Below are 14,778 nucleotides of genomic sequence, written 5' to 3'. Positions count from 1 at the left end.
ATTTTTAAAACAGTATTTTATTAGCATATTGATCATCATTTTTTACTTATAGTCTCTTGCGCTATCATCTAAACATGGCCTCTAAACTTAATTTTTATTGAATAAAAATTAGAAATTTATTAAAAGTAATTTGTGCTATGATTAGAGTAATAATTTTTAAGGAGCTGAGTTATGTCTATATTAGAAGTGAAAAATCTTACCAAAACCTACGAAATAGAAGACCATCATTATAAAGCTTTGGACAATCTCACTTTTTTCGTTGAAAAAGGTGATTTCGTCGCCATTATGGGCGCTTCTGGATCAGGAAAATCTACACTACTAAATATTCTCGCAACCCTAGATCTAGCTAGCTCTGGACTCGTACTATTAGGAAATGAAGAACTATCCCAGCTATCGGAAAAACAACAAGCTGATTTTCGTAGTCGACACTTAAGCTTCATTTTCCAAAACTATAATTTGCTAGAAAATTTAACTTTGCAGGAAAATATTGCTTTAGCACTAACCGTCAAAGGATATCCCAAACAAGAAATTCAGCAATTAGTTCTTGAGACTGCTGCCAAATTAGGGATTGAAGAACTACTGGCTAAATACCCTCACCAGGTTTCCGGTGGTCAACGACAGCGTTGTGCCTGTGCTCGGGCTTTAGCAACTTCACCAGATCTGATTTTAGCCGACGAGCCCACTGGAGCTTTGGATACCCAATCATCCAAACAGTTGCTGACGACTTTAAAATCTATGAATGAAACACAAGGAACGACCATTTTACTAGTCACCCATGATGCCATTGCTGCCAGTTATTGCCAGCGCGTTTTATTTATACAGGACGGTCAATTCAGTAATGAACTCCACACTACAGGACAAAGTCAAAAAGAAACCTTTCACCAAATTCTGAAGTTGATGGGAGCTTTAGGAGATGATGCCCATGTATCTTAATTTAACCCTGCGCAATGCGCGACGTTCATTAAAAGATTATCTGATTTATTTAGTCACGCTAACCATACTCACTGCTATCATTTGTCTGTCCAATATCGTTTCAACTGTATCTGCCGAAACTGGAATTGAAGGCTCCTCCCTACCGGTACTGATTGTTTTGATTGCCGTAGCAATGCTTCATTACATGAATCAATTCTTCCTGAAACAGCGCTCCAGAGAATTAGCAACCTATTCTTTATTAGGCATGAGTAGAGAGCGAATCGCTCGCTTAATTTGTGCCGAATTATTTTTGTTGGGACTTATTTGCCTATTAATGGGAACTTTCTTAGGTGTTATGCTTTTTGGCATCTTTACATTTCTCGCTGATTCAACTCTTTCTTTAACTTTTTCTTTGATTAAGATTTTCTCTCAAAATCTGGGTTGCTTGTTACTGATTGAACTATTCACAGCCTTTCTGCTGCGTCAAAAAATTAAAAAGCTTCCACTAGGTCAATTGATAAATATGAAAGCGCAACAAGAAAGAAAAGAACGCTGCTCCTTTCATTTTTGGAAAAAAGCTTGTCTAATCAGTACACTGATTACAGTAATTATTAGCGGTATGATTCTATGGGATTTTGAAACCTTTGGCTATTCCCTGATTTCTATGCTGAGTATGCCACTGATTTTTGCTATTTATGCTTTTTACAAAACTGTTTTTCTCGCTTTACGAGAATATCGTCGACCAGAAAATACCGAGCTTTATGAAAATAACCGCCTACTGCGGATCAGCAAGCTATTGAGCCACCACCGTTCCAACGCGTTATTGTACACTATTCTTTCCTTGTGTCTGCTGTTTTCCTTTATTTCTTTGAGCTTCGCTAATGCACTAAAAACAGGGCTGTTTCCATCTTTTGCAGTTTCTGAGTATATGATTTTTTTACAAAATGTCCTAAGCTTCATTTTTACTTTCCTATATTTTTGTCTGCTCTCGCTACTACAACTGGTAGACAGTTATCAGACTAGAAACGATTTTCGCATTTTGCATTATCTGGGCAAAGATCAGACAGCCTTAAAGAACTTTGCTCTAACAGATCTACTAACTCGTTTTCTTTTACCAGTTGTTTCATTCGCATTAATTTGTGGTCTATTACTATTGAGTATTACAGCTGGCAATTTTTCGACTATTTTGATTCAAACACTCTGGTTAAGTGCTGCTGCCTATTTTATACTCTTACTGATTTTAGGACTTTTATTTTCCAGCGTAACCTATCAGCTGAATAGCCGAACTATCAAAGAAGTTATTCAGCCTTAAAAAGGAGAATCTAGCTACAACATTTTCTTCACTTTTCTTCTCTATAAAAGTCCTTCAAAAAGGTTAAGAAGACTGTTATGATCGTCTTCTTAACCTTTTTTATAAACAAAAAAACCGAAGAACTAAATCTTCGGTTAATGTTTTTTTATTCCGCTACTCTCGCTGGTTGTAAACCTTTACGGATATAAGTTATACCGGAATAGATAACTACAACAATGATAATCCAAGTTAATACTTCAATATCTAAGCCAGTCACAAATTTCGCGGCAATGATTACGCCGATAATACCACCGATCGTGATACCTAACGAAACTTTACGGTTGTAATCCCCCGTTTTAATAAAGTTAGCTGAAGCGACTGGCATTAAGCCTGCACAAGAGCCCATCATGATTGGCATGGCAACTAAAGGACTCATCCCTAACATATAAACCATTGCCATACATGGCGCGTAAAGTCCCACACCAATCGTCATTAATGAACCTAAAATAAAGTTTCCGACAATTCCGATGACTAAAGCGCCACCAGTTAATGCTGTTGCTTCATTTCCAGCACCTAATAAATCTAACATTCCTAATTGACGTAAGGCCATTAGGATCGCTGTTACAATTAAGGCACAGCCCATGAAAAATTGGACTTTACGTTCAGGTAATTTAGTAACAAATTTTGAGCCGATAAATGAACCAGCAATTGCTGCAACAACTAGTGAAAATAACGTTAATGGAGCTACTTTTACTACTGTAATAAAGATAAAAGCTTCCATCATCACTGGAATTGCATGACTGATATTCAAAACGCCTGGTAAATGACGGTCATCGTCCAATTGTTTCGTAATTTCTAACAACATTGTAGTAGGTGCAAAACTCCCTACTCCTAAAGTATCTAAAAAGTCAGTCACAAAACCGATTGCCCCAGAGATTAACCAACTACCATTTCCCCAGTTGCCTTTGTTTTTTACCAAATCCCGAATAAAATAAAACAAATAATATACAAGTAATGCCCCTAAAAGGGTAAGTAAAGCTGCTACCATGTTCCCACTCCTCCAAATAAATTTAGCCCAAAGTAAACCCGTCCTTCAAACTATCTTTTGGATCAATCAAGAAATTATTAAAGCCAGTGATATAAGCTGAGCCAGTCACTCGCGGAATAATTCCTTTAAAGCCTTCAACTTCTGCTTCGGCTACGATTTCTCCTTTAAATTTCGTTCCCAAGATGCTTTCATATACAAAGGTGTCACCAACACCCATTTCTCCTTTACCGTACAAAGTTGCTAATTTTGCACTGGTTCCTGTGCCACATGGTGAGCGATCGACTTGCCCTTCACCAAAGACCACAACATTCCGATATTTCGCCTCTGGACTAACTCCAGGACCATAAAATTCCACTAAATCAGCGGTTTTAATATGTGCTAAGGTCGGATGTTGCATTTCAATTTGTTCATTAACAGCATCGCGAATCTTCATGCCTAATTCGCTAAATTTTGACGCGTTTTTCGGTTCGATTGTTAAGCCGAATTGTTCCGCTGGTAATAAGACAAAGAAGCTGCCACCAAAGGAAATATCGACTTTTATTTCTCCTACATCAGGAACATTTACTGAAACATTTTCTTTATATAAGAAAGATTCTACATTCTCAAATGAGACTGATTCTGCTGAATAATCTTCATCTAAATGGACCATGCCTGTCACGATCCCAGCAGGTGTATCTTGAACCACTTTGACTTCTCGGTCCCCTGGTTTTACATCCACCCAGCCAGTTTCAACCGCAGTCGTCATAGCTGCAATGGTATTGTGACCGCACATGTTTAAATAACCGCCAGCATCCATGAAAATAATGCCATAGTCGGCTTCCTCATGAACAGGTTCGCAAATAAAAGCACCAAACATCTCGTTATGTCCACGTGGTTCATGCATTAACATCGTTCGTAAATGATCTTGTTCATTTTCTAAATAAGCTCGTTTGTCAGCCATCGTTTTTCCAGGAAATTTAGGAATGCCACCGATGATTAAACGTGCGGCTTCGCCTGCTGTATGAGTGTCGATTGCTGAAATCATTTTTGATACTTTCATGATATTCCTCCAGATTATCTAATTTTCTGATCGTCTTTACGCATCTTTAATTTGATTGCAGCTAGTGCTTTGGCTGCATCGCGACGATCTATGGTATTTTCACCGACAATTTCGGTTTCAATTCCTTTTTCTGACTTATTAAAATCTAAAACATAAGGTGTATACTCATTTTCCACTACAAATTTCGCTTGTGATCCAATGAACTTGAGTCCAATCACGCTAATCTCTCGCTGACCAATTTCTGCCAGCGTGTTGGCAAAGTCCACATCCGAATTACCCCAACCATCAGTAGAGGCAACTACGCCATTGGTCCTCATACCAGCTAACCATGCGGCGGTCCGTTGTCCCACCAAATATTTCATGGCATTATCTTGCGGTGTTCCCACCACAATGACTCCTTGAAAATCAATATCAGGGTCACCGGCTAATAAATCAACTAGCGGATCTTGAAAATGGTGTAAAGATGTCTCTTTTGTCGATGGTCCAATCCCCATAAACTGTACCTCTTTTCAAAAACTAAACCATTGAACGCAATGCCCCGTCTCGATATTCGTTAGCACTTAAAAAGACTGGCATGTTGTTCATATCAATAATTGATTGACCACCCTTAAAACCACTCGGCTCATCAGGAAAAAGTAACATATCATACATGGCGCCTTGTCCAGCTACTTGTTTGACTAGGCTGACTTTGGGTTTTCCTGGGTGCTGTTCTTCTTTGTATTCGTAACTTTCAATCGCTTGATTGCCTGACAACAGTTTTAATTCTTCCCGAATTTCTTGAATATATTGATCAACAATTTCGAACATTTTTAAAGCCAAGGCACGATTAAAAGCCGTCCCAGCTTTTGCCAGACAGTCAATCAATATTATATGATCACTGGATTTTGGTGTGCCAACACGATCAAACATCATGTTTTCCGCCAATATTCCTTCTGAAGAACCGAATTCATGCATCTGTTCCCCAGCACAAATAGCACCAGTCATCACAACGGTCACACCGGTTAAAGTGTGGGTAATTCCGGCACCTAGCCGTCCCAATACCTTCGTGGAGATCGGAATGACATCCATGATGGTATTGGTGACAATGTGTGTCTGGCCAGGAGCGAGAAGTTTTACCGTTAATGATTCAAGATCGGGGCAGTCGGTCTCAAAGTCTTCTTTTAGCTGCAAGCTGTCAGGGGATAATTTAAGTTTTTTCCCCATGGTCACTTGCTGCATGTGAAAGACTTTGATTTTTAATGTATCGTCTGCCATAAGCCTACTCCTTAAACGTGAGCAATATACTCGTAAGGTAATGGAACGATCTTGCCTGGTGTTTCGATTGATACTAAGTTTCTTAAGGTATCATGTAAAATACCTAATTGCATTTCGATGTTGTTCGGTTCACCTGCGTTAGCACCCATCGGCACGCGTGGGGCAACGGCTCTTGGTGAACCATTTTGCCGTACTACTGGTGGTAATGCGGCAATTAAAATTGTAGGAATCCCGGCTTCCTCAATAGCTCTCTGCACGATCACGGCAGTTCTATGACAGGTTCCTCAGCCAGCGGTTAAGACAACTGCATCTACGTCTTCTTCCACTAATTTTTGTGCGATCTCTGGTCCAGTTACATCGTGAAAGGCTTCTTGGTCGCCCCCGCCGCCCATAAACCCATAATGGATTGGTGCAGCTTCTTTGATGAAACCTTCTTTAACTAAATCGTGTAACCGATCAATTGGAAACATCGCATTGATATCGCGGTTTACATCGGCATTATCGTACCCACCGTGTGAAACCATTAAATCACTTGTTGGAGTTGTATCAGGAATTTCCCGATAACTAGTATCCCCTGCAAGGTTGAATCTTTTATCAGATTTTAAATGTACGCCGGCAGCTGTTGCCAAAGCGATACGCATATCTTTAAGCTCTTTTTTGACTGGGGTGAAGACAGATTTCGGCGTAATTGGCACGAAAATTTCTGACTGTAACCCTTCAAAGACTGTTAAGCCCATCGTTTAATTCTCCTCTCTTGGTTCTCGTCGTTTTTGATTTTCTAGGCGACGTTTTTCGTGTTCATAGATCGCCGTTTTATAATGCTCATTCGGCGCCTCTTCCAACACTTCTGGATAACTCATTAAAAAGCCGACTTCTTGGCCGATTTCTAAATCGTACTCAGAAATAATCATTCTCCTAGGAATCTTTAATTGTCCTAGACGACCTTTAATGTCAATCGTGACACTGGCGTCGTGGACTTCTACAATGATACCCTCAAACATTTGCTCAGTTGAGGTGTATTTGAGTTTATCTATTCCATCCATAAGTTCACCTAAAATCTTAGTCTTCTTGTTCGTAAATTTCTAAACGTTTTTTGCTTTTCGGTAAGACTTGTTCATTGTCGACTTGTTCAATTTTTTGACCCGTAGTTTTTTCAATGATTTCAATGTTGTTTTGTTTAACGTTTGGATTCCATTTACGTTCAGCGGTTTTAATTGTGCCGCCGCCCATTAAGGTTTTCAACATTGCTAAGTCACGAATCGCATCTTCAGGACAAAGAGTATTGTTAGACAAGATTTCGTTTTCGATCCCTTGTTTTGATTTGTTGTTATCAACCATGGCACCCATTTCGTGGTTACCGACAACTAGCGCGCCTTGCATTGCACTATATGAGTCGCCGACAACTTTAACGCCACGTTTGCCGATTTCTTCAATGTGAGAAGCAAAGTCGATATGGTTGTTCCCAAATCCTTCAGTCGTTACGATGGCACCATCAACAGCCATCGCTTCAATTGTCATCCCTAAACGTTTAGAGACATAATATTTTTCAGTGTTAGCTTGTGGTGAACCGACGAACATGATACCGACTAAATCGATTTCTTCGTCTGCCATCGCAGCTTGCACTAATGGTTCTCTCCAGTAGTGACGAGAAGTTTCTTTGGAAGCTGGTCCAATACAAGTTAATGCATGAATTCCGCCGTCTAAAACTTCTGTTGGTGCTAACATGATTGGTAAGTTTCCAAGGTCAACGTTTGGTTTGGCACCTAATGTTCCCACTGGTTCAACCGGCATGATTAAGTTGTCATGCATTGCACCTTGACCCATGATTTCTTTCACAATTACCACACGTTTGTTTCCAAAACGACGTTTTTGAACGATTTCTTCTGAATCCACAACTAAACTTTCATCAGCTTTTTTCAAGGCTTCGCGAATTTCTTGGGTAATGTAATCAGATGCTTTATGGGCAGCTAATGGACCAGGGCGTTCCATGTTGGCATTTTCTTTAATGGTCACTTGAGTTTTAATAAAGATTTCGCCTTTATCTGGTGCTCCTGGACGACCCCACATGATGTTACGATCTAATTCACCTTCAGATGAACCAAATTCACCAATTTGTACGCCATTAGCATCTGTCCCAGTAACAACTAAAACGACACCATCTAAAACACGTGTAACGCCATGACCTAGATCGCCTTCTGTTTTAGCAGCTATTGGTTGAACATCCATGATTGTTTCACTATATTCGTTATATCTGTCTGGTGTGATGATTTCAATCGTCATTGCTTCAACTAATTCTTCTAATTCGACTGCTTCCGCACAAATGTCTTTCATGTTGCGAATAGTCAACGTAGTGCCTTCGATTTTCGTTTCATCACCGAAAACAACTTCCGAAATTTTCATATGATCATGACGAACGGAACGAATAACTTTTTCTTCAACTTTTGGTTCAGGTTCAACTGCTGGAATCCCTTCAGTTGCTTCAAATTGCATTGGTGTTTCAGTAATTACTGGTGCGCTAGGTGCAACACCCATTTGACCCGCAATTGCCATTGGTACTTCTAAATCAATTCCACGACCTTCAGCAATGTGAATCTTGATTGTTTGACCGGCTACACTTGGTGCAACAGGTGCGACTGGCGCCACTGGAGCAACTGGTGCAACGATCTCTTCAATTGTTTCAACAACTTCTGGTGCAGCTTCTTCAACTGGTGCACTGGAAGCTTTGACGCCTTCTAAAATAGATTCTGTTAATGGTACTAACGCATCCGTGGTTTCTTTCAAAGTTGCCCCAAGGACTTGTTCAATCGTTAATGCATTGTCAGGTAGTTCAAGCAAACCAGAATCTTCTAAATCCGCGAAAATCGCTGGATCTTCTAAATCATCTGGTGCAATCACTTTCCCTGCTTCAGCGCGGCAACATAAAACCGCTGGATCTAGTGCATGCTCTTTAGCAGTATCTGCAGTAATAGACATTTCGTTAATTCCTCCTAATTTTTAATTGCTAGTTGGTAATCGACGATATAGCTTATGTCCATCTGCACGCAGCACATGATCTGTATGATGATAAACCGGAACTCCTAACCTAGGAGCTACACCCATAACGGTGTTCGTTCAATCGGAACACGATCCAGTCATCACAACTTCAGCACCTTGTTTCTTCAAGGCCATTACGGTTTGCGCTTGTCCCGGACAGATACCTGGTAAGGCACATCTATATCGTCCATTCACTTCTACCATTCGTTTGCAACGCTCGGCTGCCACAACTTCAGCACCCATGTTGTTGGCAATTTCGGTCATGCGTTCAGCAGAACCGCCACACTCACAGATTAATAAACCAATCTTACGGCTTTCTTGTGGGAATGGCATTGCGACTAGCACGCCGCCACAAGTTTTAGTAATCGTACTCATTTCTGTGCCACTTCGACCAGTCATAGGTCCCCCTAAAACGATTTCGCCATGAGGTTCCACATAGCCGCCGACATTGTTAATCAACGTCTTTGCAAATGTCCCAATCGGTACATCAACAAAAACTGTTTCTTTTTGTTTCACGCGACCAGATACAGTCACATCTTTATCAATAAAAGGTTTACGGTCTTCAATAGCTTCAACGATTCGTTTGATGGTTTCCACATTGTCAACTACAGCACCAACTTCTGATGGCAGCTGACCAGGCTCTAAAACGATGTCTAAAACTTCCCGCACAATCATCCGTTCATCGCCGGCCGGATAAATATCTGGCAATTGATAAACAGAAATATTCGGTTCGTTAGCTACCGCTTTTTCCATTTGTAAAACCAATTGACGATGCTTACCTTTGATGGCAATCACGCCTTTTGGTGCTTGCGTCATCGTCATGCAATATTTCACACCACGAACTAACTGCGCCAAATGTTCTTTCATTTGTTTAACATTGTGAGCTAATAACGCTTCACATTCAGCTCCGTTTGCAATAAAGGTACCTTCTGTGATCTCACAAGCTAACTTAAGAAAAGTTGGAAAACCCGCTCCGCCAGCACCTACGACACCTGCGACTTCGACTGCTTGAATGTCAGATTCAGTCTCGGGAATTTTTTCGTAAGTCGAAAAATCTTGTTCTTGATCAATCGTCATCACAACATTTTGATCATCTACTTCCACAATTGTTCCCGAAAAACTCGCATGAACGTTGGCACCTAAACCATTTGGAACCGCTATTAATTCTCCGCGAGAAATATGTTGTCCACTTTCTACGATACCTCTACAAGGTGCGCCAACATGTTGCTTTAATGGTATTAGAATTTCTGTCAATTTGATTCACCTCCTCTTAGTTAATGGTGGTACTTTTTGTTGCTGATGGAAAGTTAATATCACTTAAAATACAGTTATTTAACCAACCATTGTAAGATTTTTCACTTATAATAATAAGCTCAGAGTGACCCTCTTGTGAATAATATAATTTAATAGTATTATTAAGTAAATCGCTACTTTTTCAACTTATCCTTGAAGATGTCTCAACAATGGAAGTGATTTCGCTTTTTCTAAAAAAAAGGAGTAAAAAAATGGATACTAGAAAATACAAAGTATTGTTGTCAGTCGTTGACTTAGGCAGCTTCACTAAAGCTTCTGAAGAGCTAGGCTATACGGTCTCAGGCATTTCTCATATGATGAATTCCTTAGAAGAAGAAATCGGATTTAAAATTTTATTTCGCTCCAAAAAAGGAGTTACCCTTTCGCACGATGGCGCCGAACTTCTACCGATTTTACGTTCAATTATCAAATTAGAAGAAAAATATGAGCAGACTTTAAGTGAGATTCACGACTTGAATCAAGGAACCATCCATATTGGTAGTTATCCCAGTGTCGCAAACCATTGGCTCCCAAAAATTATCAAACAATTTAATCAACAATACCCTAAAATAAAAATCAAAATTACCGAAGGCGTCAATCAAGAAATCATGCGCCTTTTAGATGAAAAGCGCGTTGACGTAGGTTTTGCCAGTAGCCAAAATACACAAAACTACACCTGGATTCCCTTAGGAACTGACCCGATGATTGCCGTTTTACCTTTGGATCATCCAAAAGCCAATGACGAATACTACGACTTAAAAGATGTCGAAATTGATGACTTCATTGTCACTGCTGGCGGGAATGACGAAGATGTTTCTAATTTATTGAGAAAATATTCACTAACTCCGAAAATTGGTTACCAAACTTTTGAAAACTATTCTGCTTTGGCAATGATTGAGGAAGGTTTAGGTATGAGTGTCATGAACGAACTGATTACTAAAGGCCGCAACGTTAATTTAGCTAAAAAACCATTGAATCCACCAGCATTTATTGAGCTTGGGATTTTATTACCAAAAGACATTGTCACTCCAGCGGTTACCAAATTTGTCGACTATACAAAAAAATACTTTCAAGAAAACCCGGTGATCTGATTTAGATTGAGGGAAGAGGATTAAGCTGTCATTCTTTGGCAGCTTTTTTATGTTCAAAAACTTAATGAAATGATTTACGCGTGCAAAAAGGGGCAAAATTTTTTAAAGTGTTCACAAAGGAGGGTAATGTTTCAGGAATGAAGAAAAAATGATTGCGAATTTGATCTATAATAAAACGCTTACTTTACAAGTCTATTGTACCATGATTTTTCACTTTTAAATAATGGCCTTTCATTTTTTAAAAATTATTTTATTACTGATAGTTGGTACTACAAAAAGACAGATTAATTCCTTCGATTCGCATTTGTTTGTATAATACAGCAAACGTTTATTGACAGGAGAGGGACAACATGAAAAAGTTTTTTTGGGTTCTAGGAGCTATTGTAACAGTAGTCTTATTATTTTTGGCCATCAATTGGTATCAAAACCGGCAAAATTTAAACGATATGATCGCCAGATCCAGTGAAGTACCAAAATGGACTGCTGACACTAAAGCACTGGTAACTAAGAAAAATTTTGAACAAAATAGTATTTCCCGCGTCAAAGCCGATGGGCAGAAAATCGATCCTGCCAATGTTTCTTCGATTGTCATTCCTGGCTTGAGAGGTGCTTGGTCTGTCAATCATCAAACCAAACAAGCCTCTTTTGGGACTAATTGGGTACCTCAAGGGGTGACTGAATCTGGTAACCAATATTTTATCAGTTTGTATGATGGTGATCATAAACGTGATTCAATCATTGTGATCATTCATAAAAAAAGTCGAACTTACGAAAAAACTTTGATTTTAGGCTCCAAATCCCATGTTGGTGGAATTACTTATGATCAGGAACGGCAACGACTTTGGTGGGCGGATGATCACAAAAAAGATGCTGCCGGAATTGCCTATACTAGTCAAGCCACGATTGATAGTTATGATGCCCGTAAAGTCAAAGGCGCGATTGCTTTTACCCGTATTTCGATTCCCTGGTATACCCGGACTTCAACCATCCAATATTATAAAAATCAATTAATTGTCGGCATTTATCGACCTGGAAAACCCGGCCCGTTAATGGTGATGCCCACCGACCAAACAACTGGTCTACCTGATGCTCGGATTTCAACCGTAGTCGATGGAGTTGATTTAACCTCTCGCAAACAACTAGTAAAACGACTGTTAGCCGAAAATGTTTTAAGTAAAATTTCTATCGACGATCCTAATACACAAGGTGTTGCTGTCACTGGTAAATCCGGTTTGACTTTGATTTCTTCTTCGGAAGGAATAGAAAACTCAATGATTCAAGTGAAACAACCCAATCAAAAATCCGGCACTGGTTTCAGACTGGACAAAGAAACTGTCGGGGATCACACTATCACTATGCCGCCATCGATTGAGCAAATATCGGTTTATTCCGACCATTTATCCGCTATATTTGAAAGCGGCGCAAAAAAATATCGCGAAGTTGATGCTTTATTTGGGCGACCGATTATTACCGACCGAATAATGATTCTTAAAATCCAGGATGTCCAGCCAAAAAAACCGGCCACCATTAAAGTGGTCGGTTAATTCCATATAAATACTGTAGCTGATCACCATTATAATAACTACTAATAAATTCAGCCAGTTTAGTCATACCAATACTTTCAGCAACTTTAATAGATGCATGATTATCAGGATGAATAATCGAGCAAACTTGATCTTGTTGTAATACTTCAAATGCATACCCTTTACAAGCTTCGGCAGCTTCACGAGCATAGCCATGATGCCAAGCATTTTCCTTTAATAAATAGCCAATTTCCAAAACTTGATCTTCTTGATAGGCTTGTAAAGATAAACCAGCTTGTCCAATCATCTCGCCTGTTTCTTTTAAAACCATGGCCCACAAGCCAAAACCATCTGTATAATACCTTCTTCGCTGACGATCCAGCCATTCTTGCGCATCTTTATCAGTAAAATCGTGCTCATAAGCATACATCACCTTAGGGTTTTGCAGCATCGCTTTTAAATCTGGCAGATCGGCTTGCGACATTTCTCGTAAAATCAGTCGTTGTGTTTCAATCATCATCCCACGTACCCTCCGCATTTATTCAGTTGTTATCGCCATGACCATTTCATATTGGCTAGTAGTTTCGGTGAAGCCCAGATTTGTAAGAAATTGCAGCATCTCCACCAAACTAGTATCAATATTCACTAAACGCAACGGTTTTTGACTATGGGTCTGTAGCGCCGCCAGTAGATCTTGACCAATGCCTTGACGGCGCGCATTTTTCGCCACAGCCAATTGCGGTACGTCACCAGTGGCTCTTTCAACAATACCGTAGCCAACAATTCTATTGTCGATTTTGGCTAAAACTACATCAAATAATTCTGCAACATTTTCGACTGATTGACGAGCATTTTGCCATGAATCAGCCACATCGGCAAAAGTTTCCACTAAGTCCCATTCAGCTGGCGATAATTTTTCGACAAAATATAATTGGCTGATAGATTTATCTGGTGGCACCAATTCTTTTTGTGCTTGCATCACTGAAAAACTGCGCCGAATGGTCATTCCTTGTTTTTCATACAGATGATAAGCTGTCGTATTTTCCTGTAAAACTTCCAACTGATATTCTTCCACACCGGCTTCAACATAAGCTTCCATGATGGCAGTCATCATTTGATTAGACAGTCCTTTTCCACGACTTTCCGGTTCAATACCCGTCATCAAATCATAAGCCGTCCACTGACCCTCAATTTTTCGCAATCCACTTAAAACAAAACCAACTAATTGATCTTCTTGAAAAGCCCCCACCGAAATTTCCGGTTGATAGCTGCGGCGCTTTAACATGTTCTCATACTGGCTAAAATCTTGATTGAAGGGTACCGCGTAATCCGAAAAGGCTTTCATAAATGTCTGATACAATTTCTCTAAAGGAAAATTTTCAAGAGTTTTGACTTGATACATATTTTTAGCCTCCTTTTCGATTAGTTTAACAGTTAGGTATGACGGTTTGCTGAAAACTGATTAAGATTGTCATGACAACTACGTTTATCAATAGCTTGATTCATACTTTAAGACAAACCAAAGAAAACCCACACTTTAGATTTAAAGAGTGGGCTTTTTTTATGATATTTTTAACCTAAGTTATAAATAGTTACATCTTCACCAAAAGTTTCTTCCCAATCGTTGGAGAAATCAGTCACAGCTTGTTCAATCGAAGGCATCGCAAAAGCTGCGGCTAAAATATCGGCCCCCATAGTTGCCGCTTGGGATCCACTTTCTAGTGCTGTGGTTACTTGACCAACATTTTTAAAACTGGCAGCCAGAATTTTGGTCGCGCTCTTTGTTCGAGTGATTTCTTCTGCTAGTTGATAGATTACTTCACTAGAATCAATCGATAAGTTCTCCATTCGATTAAAATAAGGGGCTAAATAATCAGCTCCTGCCGCAATCGCTAAGTATCCCTGCATTTTTGTGTAGATCGCCGTTGCGGTGACATTGATGTCCCGTTTTTTTAGTTCCTTCATAACTTTCAAACCAACTTCTGAAGTCGGGACCTTAATGTAGACTTGATCGTCAATTTTTGCCAAAATTGTTTCAGCATCTTTTAGCATGCCTTCGTAATCTTTGGCAACAACTTGAACGTGTAAGCTTTTATCAAAACCAATGATTTCGCGAATTTGCTTCATATGATTGAAAAAATCGATTTTACCTTCTTTTTTAATGATGGAAGGATTAGAGGTAACTCCGGCTAGCAGCAAGCTATCATTGTAACGAGTAATTTCTGTTAAATTGGCTGTATCCAGTAAAAATTCCATGATGAGGGCTCCTTAAAAATTATTTTTGCGACCAATAC

General features: G+C 39.5%; 16 protein-coding genes. 4 read left to right on the top strand and 12 right to left on the bottom strand.

Annotated elements, in window-relative coordinates; genetic code table 11:
- Positions 1 to 171 precede the first annotated feature (171 nt).
- Both ACVWNY_RS15570 and ACVWNY_RS15565 read left to right on the top strand, forming a co-directional pair.
- Positions 172 to 933: an ABC transporter ATP-binding protein gene (locus ACVWNY_RS15570; protein ID WP_454071885.1), complete on the top strand. Its 762-nt coding sequence runs from the start codon at positions 172 to 174 to the stop codon at positions 931 to 933.
- On the top strand, positions 923 to 2,224 hold the full coding sequence (locus ACVWNY_RS15565; protein ID WP_454071884.1) for an FtsX-like permease family protein: 1,302 nt from the start codon (positions 923 to 925) through the stop codon (positions 2,222 to 2,224). Before ACVWNY_RS15570 ends, ACVWNY_RS15565 begins: the two co-directional genes overlap by 11 nt.
- A gap of 145 nt (positions 2,225 to 2,369) precedes the next feature.
- Here the strand turns inward: ACVWNY_RS15565 and ACVWNY_RS15560 are convergent, their stop codons facing one another.
- From ACVWNY_RS15560 to prdC, 9 genes are read right to left on the bottom strand one after another with little or no spacing between them, the layout of a single operon-like run.
- Positions 2,370 to 3,251 (bottom strand): sulfite exporter TauE/SafE family protein, encoded by an 882-nt coding sequence (locus ACVWNY_RS15560; RefSeq protein WP_218325513.1) that lies wholly within the window; start codon positions 3,249 to 3,251, stop codon positions 2,370 to 2,372.
- A gap of 22 nt (positions 3,252 to 3,273) precedes the next feature.
- Positions 3,274 to 4,290, bottom strand: a complete 1,017-nt coding sequence (locus tag ACVWNY_RS15555) for a proline racemase family protein (protein ID WP_218325512.1) — start codon at positions 4,288 to 4,290, stop codon at positions 3,274 to 3,276.
- Between the two features lie 14 nt (positions 4,291 to 4,304).
- A complete protein-coding gene (locus ACVWNY_RS15550; RefSeq protein ID WP_218325511.1) occupies positions 4,305 to 4,784 on the bottom strand; it encodes a glycine/sarcosine/betaine reductase component B subunit in 480 nt (159 codons plus the stop codon).
- A 22-nt stretch (positions 4,785 to 4,806) separates the two neighbouring features.
- On the bottom strand, positions 4,807 to 5,544 hold the full coding sequence (prdD, locus tag ACVWNY_RS15545) for a proline reductase cluster protein PrdD (protein ID WP_454071883.1): 738 nt from the start codon (positions 5,542 to 5,544) through the stop codon (positions 4,807 to 4,809).
- A gap of 11 nt (positions 5,545 to 5,555) precedes the next feature.
- Entirely contained in the window at positions 5,556 to 5,801 is a 246-nt protein-coding gene (locus ACVWNY_RS19295; RefSeq protein ID WP_218325509.1) for a hypothetical protein, read from the bottom strand.
- A gap of 27 nt (positions 5,802 to 5,828) precedes the next feature.
- The gene (locus ACVWNY_RS19290) at positions 5,829 to 6,281 is read right to left on the bottom strand and encodes a glycine/sarcosine/betaine reductase selenoprotein B family protein (RefSeq protein ID WP_218325508.1); all 453 of its coding nucleotides are present in this window, start codon (positions 6,279 to 6,281) and stop codon (positions 5,829 to 5,831) included.
- Positions 6,282 to 6,284: 3 nt separating this feature from the next.
- Positions 6,285 to 6,587, bottom strand: a complete 303-nt coding sequence (locus ACVWNY_RS15535) for a CBO2463/CBO2479 domain-containing protein (protein ID WP_454071882.1) — start codon at positions 6,585 to 6,587, stop codon at positions 6,285 to 6,287.
- Positions 6,588 to 6,603: 16 nt separating this feature from the next.
- Positions 6,604 to 8,517 carry a D-proline reductase (dithiol) proprotein PrdA gene (gene prdA, locus ACVWNY_RS15530; protein WP_454071881.1) on the bottom strand — a complete coding sequence of 638 codons (1,914 nt, stop codon included), beginning with the start codon at positions 8,515 to 8,517 and terminating at the stop codon, positions 6,604 to 6,606.
- A 21-nt stretch (positions 8,518 to 8,538) separates the two neighbouring features.
- Positions 8,539 to 9,831, bottom strand: coding sequence for a proline reductase-associated electron transfer protein PrdC (prdC, locus tag ACVWNY_RS15525; protein WP_454071880.1), 1,293 nt, complete (start codon positions 9,829 to 9,831; stop codon positions 8,539 to 8,541).
- 251 nt (positions 9,832 to 10,082) lie between these two features.
- Here prdC and ACVWNY_RS15520 point away from each other — a divergent pair, with 251 nt between their 5' ends.
- Positions 10,083 to 10,961, top strand: coding sequence for a LysR family transcriptional regulator (locus tag ACVWNY_RS15520; RefSeq protein WP_438720940.1), 879 nt, complete (start codon positions 10,083 to 10,085; stop codon positions 10,959 to 10,961).
- Positions 10,962 to 11,311: 350 nt separating this feature from the next.
- Positions 11,312 to 12,505 (top strand): hypothetical protein, encoded by a 1,194-nt coding sequence (locus ACVWNY_RS15515; protein ID WP_454071879.1) that lies wholly within the window; start codon positions 11,312 to 11,314, stop codon positions 12,503 to 12,505.
- Here the strand turns inward: ACVWNY_RS15515 and ACVWNY_RS15510 are convergent.
- From ACVWNY_RS15510 to ACVWNY_RS15500, 3 genes are all read right to left on the bottom strand, one after another.
- Entirely contained in the window at positions 12,489 to 13,004 is a 516-nt protein-coding gene (locus ACVWNY_RS15510; RefSeq protein ID WP_454071878.1) for a GNAT family N-acetyltransferase, read from the bottom strand. The genes ACVWNY_RS15515 and ACVWNY_RS15510 overlap by 17 nt on opposite strands.
- Before the next feature lie 18 nt (positions 13,005 to 13,022).
- Positions 13,023 to 13,886, bottom strand: coding sequence for a GNAT family N-acetyltransferase (locus ACVWNY_RS15505; RefSeq protein WP_454071877.1), 864 nt, complete (start codon positions 13,884 to 13,886; stop codon positions 13,023 to 13,025).
- A gap of 170 nt (positions 13,887 to 14,056) precedes the next feature.
- The gene (locus ACVWNY_RS15500) at positions 14,057 to 14,740 is read right to left on the bottom strand and encodes a fructose-6-phosphate aldolase (protein WP_218325500.1); all 684 of its coding nucleotides are present in this window, start codon (positions 14,738 to 14,740) and stop codon (positions 14,057 to 14,059) included.
- Positions 14,741 to 14,778: the final 38 nt, after the last annotated feature.

This window comes from Enterococcus sp. JNUCC 77, assembly GCF_054819945.1.
The sequence above is the reverse complement of the archived record's forward strand: the minus strand, read 5'-3'. Positions and strand labels throughout refer to the sequence as shown.